Origin of the sequence: Streptomyces globisporus, from assembly GCF_003501885.1 — a bacterium.
GTDB classification, from domain to species: Bacteria; Actinomycetota; Actinomycetes; order Streptomycetales; family Streptomycetaceae; genus Streptomyces; species Streptomyces globisporus_D.
This window is the reverse complement of sequence record NZ_QWFA01000292.1, coordinates 1-5140: the sequence shown is the minus strand read 5'-3', so window position 1 is coordinate 5140 and position 5140 is coordinate 1. Positions and strand designations below refer to the sequence as shown.

At 74.6% G+C, this 5140-nt stretch carries 5 protein-coding genes and 2 pseudogenes; all 7 read right to left on the bottom strand.

What is annotated here, in order from left to right; genetic code table 11:
- Positions 1 to 48: 48 nt before the first annotated feature.
- Positions 49 to 582, bottom strand: a pseudogene (locus D3105_RS32120) (amidohydrolase family protein); the annotation flags it as partial.
- 288 nt (positions 583 to 870) lie between these two features.
- Positions 871 to 1635, bottom strand: a complete 765-nt coding sequence (locus tag D3105_RS32115; protein ID WP_118906375.1) for a GntR family transcriptional regulator — start codon at positions 1633 to 1635, stop codon at positions 871 to 873.
- A gap of 48 nt (positions 1636 to 1683) precedes the next feature.
- On the bottom strand, positions 1684 to 2454 hold the full coding sequence (locus tag D3105_RS32110; RefSeq protein ID WP_118906374.1) for an FkbM family methyltransferase: 771 nt from the start codon (positions 2452 to 2454) through the stop codon (positions 1684 to 1686).
- Positions 2451 to 2669: a Trm112 family protein gene (locus D3105_RS32105; protein ID WP_118906373.1), complete on the bottom strand. Its 219-nt coding sequence runs from the start codon at positions 2667 to 2669 to the stop codon at positions 2451 to 2453. The genes D3105_RS32110 and D3105_RS32105 overlap by 4 nt, the downstream gene beginning before the upstream one ends.
- A gap of 64 nt (positions 2670 to 2733) precedes the next feature.
- Positions 2734 to 3627: a hypothetical protein gene (locus D3105_RS32100; RefSeq protein WP_118906372.1), complete on the bottom strand. Its 894-nt coding sequence runs from the start codon at positions 3625 to 3627 to the stop codon at positions 2734 to 2736.
- A gap of 4 nt (positions 3628 to 3631) precedes the next feature.
- Positions 3632 to 4357, bottom strand: a complete 726-nt coding sequence (locus D3105_RS32095) for a class I SAM-dependent methyltransferase (RefSeq protein WP_006122674.1) — start codon at positions 4355 to 4357, stop codon at positions 3632 to 3634.
- Positions 4354 to 5140: pseudogene (locus D3105_RS32090) on the bottom strand (condensation protein); the annotation flags it as partial. The pseudogene D3105_RS32090 and the gene D3105_RS32095, both read right to left, overlap by 4 nt.

Genomic DNA, 5140 nt, shown 5'->3' with positions numbered 1-5140 from the left:
GAGAAGAAGAGGGGAGAAGCGGGGGGGGCGAGGAGAGGGGAGGCCCGGTCAGGCGTCCGCCGGTACCGCGAACCCTGCCCGGACCACGCGCGAGGGGCGGCTCAGCACGCCGAGGTCCGCCAGCGGCGCCGTCCTGGACGAGGACGTCGCCCGCGAAGCCACGCGCCGGCCGGCCGGCCGTGGAGTCGAGGCCGAGGAGCTTCGCGGCGCCCGTGGTCGCCGTGCGGATCGCGTCCAGGGCGGAGAGCCCGGCCGCGTGCATCAGCTCCACCTCGCGGCCGATCGGGTCGACCGCTCCGCCCGAGGAGTCCGTGCCCGCCGCGAGGGGGACGCCCAGCTCGTGCGCGGCCAGGACCGCCCGCTTCAGGACCGGGAGAAGGTGCGGCCGCGCTCGGCCAGAACCGGGTCCGAGGACTCGGCGAGCCCGGCGATCGCGGTGAGCGTCGGCGTGAAGTACGTACCCCTGCGGCGCATTTCGTGCAACGTGCGCTCGCCGACGAACGCCCCGTGCTCCAGGGAGCGGATGCCCGCCGTGACCGCGTCGCAGCCCTTCTCGCTGTAGCTGTGGCAGAGCACCCCCGCGGACGCGGCCGGGGCTGTTCCCGCTGGCACGGCCGAGGTTCCGGCGAGGGCCGCGGCGCCGGCGAGCACACCCCGCCTGGTCAGCCGGCCGGAAGGGGGCGGGTTGTTCTCGACGCACATGGGAGGGCTCCTTGGGTCGCGGAAGCGAGCGGGAGCATTTTGTATACCAGAACTGTCGTGATTCCGGGAAGGAGTGATTCCGCTCCCTGGGCGTGCAGGAAACGTGCAGGAAGTACGCTCTGACCTGGCGAGGCCCTCGAGGGGTGGGAGTGATTGGTATACAAATAGTCAGACGTCGTCGAACAGGGACCGCAGGGCCACGGCCCGGCTGTCCCGCACGTGCAGCAGCGTGCTCGCCGCGGCCGACTCCTCGTCACCCGCCGCGATGTACCGGAACATGACCGCGTGCTGGGCCCGCATGTGCTGCGGCTCCTCGCGCATCCCGAACAGCAGCTGGAGCTGTCCGCTCAGCTGCTCCATGGTGCGGGCCAGCATCGGGTTGCCGCTCAGGGCCACGATGTCCTCGTGGAAGGCGGTGTGGGCCGCGACCTCACGCGTGCCCTCGTCGTCGGACGCCGCCTCCTCCGCCCGGTCGAGGGAGGTCCGCAGCGCGGTGACGCCCGGCGGCTCCACCGGGGCGGACCCCGCCACCCGTCGTGCCGCGAGCCGGGAGGCCTGGACCGCGAGCGGCTCCCACACCTCGTACAGGTGCTCCACATCGGCCCGCTCCAGCCGCCGCACCCGGACCCCGCTGTGCGGCAGCAGCTCCAGGAGCCCTTCGCCGACCAGAGCGCGCAGCGCCTCGCGGACCGGGACGCGGGACATCCGCAGCTCCTCGGCGACCTCGCGCTCCACGAGCCGGGCGCCCTGCGGATAGCGGCGGTCGACGATCCGCTGCCGGACCGCGTCCCGCGCCCGGGCGCTGAGCGACGTACGCTCGGGCCGGGCGTCCGCATCGGACGCGGGGCTGCCCGGAGCCGTCGCCCGCTCACCTCCCGGATCGCCCGGCTCCGCCTCGTTCCGCCCTGCGCTGCTGCCCGCCACGTACGCCATCCTCCGTTCGGCATGCCCCCGGCCGAGGATACGCGGGGGCCGCCGTCCTCAGGACGCGCCCGGTGTCCGCCCGTCCGGCAGGAAGAGCACCGAGTTGATGTACCGGTCCCGGCGCGGGACGAAGGCCCGGCGCAGGAGACCCTGGTGCACCAGATGCTCGGTCCGCGCCTGATGGGCCACCAGATCGAACCCGTCCAGCGGGATCCACCGCCGGCCCGCCAGCAGCCAGCCCGCGTAACCCTGGCCGGTCAGCAGCTCGACGGCCGGCGCGATCGGGCCGAGCCGGCTCTCCAGCTCGATGAGCAGAGCCGGCCGGTCCCGGCGCAGCAGTTCCGCCGCGCCGAGCAGCGCCGCCTGTTCGCCGCCGTCCACGTCCATCTTCACGAAGCCGACCCCGCGCAGCCCGAGACCGTCGACGGTGATCGACGGCACCTCCAGGCTGTGCGCGTGGATGTCACGGCGGGCGAGCGAGGACACCCCCCGGTCGCCCCGGTCGCCCTCCGGGAACCACAGTCGGGCCGTGCCCTCCCGGTCCGTCGCCGCGCCCTGGACCACCCGGGCGTTCGACGGCAGCGTCCGGCGCAGCCGCTCCGCCAGATGCGGCACGGGCTCGACGGTGACCACCTCGGTGCAGCGGGCGGCCAGCCGCCGCGACCAGGGGCCGTACCAGCCCCCGATGTCGAGGGCGACGCCGTCCGCCGGGCAGAAGTCGGCCAGCCGCCGCAGCTCGGGCTCGAAGCGCGGGTACAGGGCGACGGCGGCGGAGGCGACGAGGCCCTCGGGCAGCCGGGACGCCACCGCCGCGGCGAGCGTGGTCACGTGGCCGAGGCCTTGAGCCGGGTGAGCAGCCGCTCGTGGTCCTCCGCCGCGACCTTCCGGCCGGACGAGGGCAGAAGCTGCGGGATGCCCTCCACGATCGGGTAACTCAGGCGCAGTCTGGGGTTGTACAGCGTCTTCTCCTCGGGCAGCAGGGAGAGCGGGCCCTTGTCGAGCGGGCAGGCCAGGATGGTCAGCAGGGGGTCGTCGGGGGTCATCGGTGGCTCCTCGGTGTCGGGGGAGTTGCGGAAGGGGTGGCGGACACGGGGGGCGTGTCCGGGGTCAGGACGGTGTGGCGGGCTGCGGATCGTGCCGCGGCATGGCCAGCAGGACGGACAGGGCGAGCGCCGTGCCGCCCACCCGCAGGGCCAGCAGCAGCGGATCCTCGGGCAGGCTCTCGCCGAACGCGAGCGTCCCGAGGACCGCGGTGAACAGGCAGGTCACCGTGGTGCACACCGGCACGTTGAGGGACGCCCGGCAGCGCTGGAGCGCCGCCTGTGACATCACGAGACCGGCCACCGCGGTGAACAGCAGCAGATACGGGTACGGGGACCCGAGCAGCGACAGCGCGGCCTCGCCCAGATCGGTGCTGGTCAGGCGGCTGGATGTGCCCTTGATCGCCAGTGAGCTGACCCCGTAGAGCAGGCCCACCGCCACGCCGTACCCGATGCCGCTCGTCGGGACCCGGTGCCGTTTGGCCGCCCGGCTCTCGACCCGTACGTACAGCCAGACGCCCGCCGCCAGCGCCGGCACGCAGACCAGCAGCACCAGCGTCCACGGGGCCCCGCCGCTCACCACGTCCTCGCCCTCGCGGACCGAGGCCACCACCATCAGCAGCGCGAGCAGGACCCCGCCCAGCGCATAGCGTTCGCGGCCCGTCGACTCCTCGCCCAGCACCGCCGACGACAGCAGCAGGAGCAGCACCAGTCCGGAGACGAAGATGCCCTGCGCCGCCGCGATCGGCAGCGCGCGGTAGACGACCAGCTGCGCCCCGAACCCGGCCGCCAGCGCCAGCGCGCCGACGATCCACAGCGGACTCGTCGCCAGCACCCGGATCACCTGGAGCGGGCGGCCCGCCGACAGCGCGGGCAGCGAACCGAGGGCCCGCTTCTCCACCACGAATCCCACGCTGTACAGCGCGTTGGCGACGAGCGCCGCGCCGACACCCCACCACATGCGGCTACCTCCGCCGCGCGTGGGCCAGCAGGATGGAGGACGCCCCGGGCACCGCACACGCCGCCCGGTCCAGCAGGCGCAGCGGACGCGGCACTCCGTGGAAGGGGGCGCCCTTGATCGTCACGTCGGTGAAGCCGGACGCCGTCAGGAACGAGCGGAGCGCCCGGGCGGTGTACAGCCGCAGATGCCCCACCACCTCCGAGCCCGGACGGCCGTGGATCCCGCGCAGGCTGACCTCCGAGAACACCGGCTGCACCCCGGCGAGCAGCAGCGCCCGGTTGTACCAGGCCGCCAGATTCGGGGTGGACAGCATCAGATGGCCGCCCGGCCGCAGCACCCGCCGCAGCTCGTCCAACGCCTGGTCCGGGTCGACCAGATGCTCCAGGATCTCGCTGAACAGCACCGCGTCCGCGCACCCGTCGGCCAGCGGCAGCCCGCCGTGCTCCAACTCGCCGCGCACCACATGGCCCATCCGGGGCCGGGCCCTGCGCAGCGCGTCCTGCGACCAGTCGACCCCGATCAGCCGGTGCCCGGCGAGGAACGGGGCCGCCGTGGCCGCCGCCGTACCGTCACCGCACCCGATGTCGAGGATCACCTGCCCCGGCGCGTCCAGCGCGTCGGCCAGCAGCCGGGCCTGCCGCAGGGTGCGCCCGTCGCCGGAGGCGACCGGGACGGACGGGTTCTCGTAGAAGTCCCGCAGCCCGGGGGAGGGGGACGTGGTGCTGGTCATGTGGCCTCCGAGGACGTCGCGGCCAGGTGGCGGGTGAACAGGTCCAGCAGCGTCGCACCGTCGCGTTCACCCAGCAGGGTGCGCGACCAGCGCAGCGCCAGATGCAGCCGGCCGCCCGTGGACGCCGTGGTGAAGGTGAGGCCCCGGGGCATCCGGGCGGGCGCGGAGAACCACACGGCGGTGGCCCGGCCCGCGTCACCGAAGTCCAACGGGTACGGAATCCGCCCGATGTTGCTCAGCAGCGTCGTCGAGGTCCACGGACCGGCCGCCACCCGCAGCCCGCGGGTGAGGACGGCACGGGCCGCCACCGGCACCAACGGCACCGTCAAAAGCCCCGCGCCGTGCCCCAGTTGAGGGCGCGGCTGAGCCTTGAGCGCCCGGGTCCGCTCGGCGGTCGTCCGCAGCAGCGCCGCCACGTCCGTCCCCGGCGCCAGCTCGGCCGCGGTGAAGCCGACCTCCACCAGCCGGGTGCCGTTGCCTATCGGCATCTCCGGCCCCCGGGTGCGGTCGTCGACCGGCATGGTGATCCTCAGCGGCCGGCGGTCCGCCCCCGGCGCGCCCTGCGCCCGGTTCCAGTCGGCCACCGTCAGGGCGGTGGCCACCATCAGCTGGTCGTTCACCGTGTACGGCGCTCCGGACTCCCGGCGCGGGACCGGGAGTTCGGCGACCAGCAGGGCGTTGCCCGGTACCGGGGCGGGCCCCGGCGAGCCCGGCGCCACCTGGGCGGGCCGGGCCAGCGGCGGGGTCCGGGACTGCCGGGGCAGCGGGGCCGCGGCCGGGCGG

Excerpts from the sequence above, each read along its gene's own strand:
- D3105_RS32115 (WP_118906375.1), bottom strand. The coding sequence starts at position 1,635 with ATGGCGTACGTGGCGGGCAGCAGCGCAGGGCGGAACGAGGCGGAGCCG.
- D3105_RS32100 (WP_118906372.1), bottom strand. The coding sequence starts at position 3,627 with ATGTGGTGGGGTGTCGGCGCGGCGCTCGTCGCCAACGCGCTGTACAGC.
- D3105_RS32105 (WP_118906373.1), bottom strand. The coding sequence starts at position 2,669 with ATGACCCCCGACGACCCCCTGCTGACCATCCTGGCCTGCCCGCTCGAC.
- D3105_RS32095 (WP_006122674.1), bottom strand. The coding sequence starts at position 4,357 with ATGACCAGCACCACGTCCCCCTCCCCCGGGCTGCGGGACTTCTACGAG.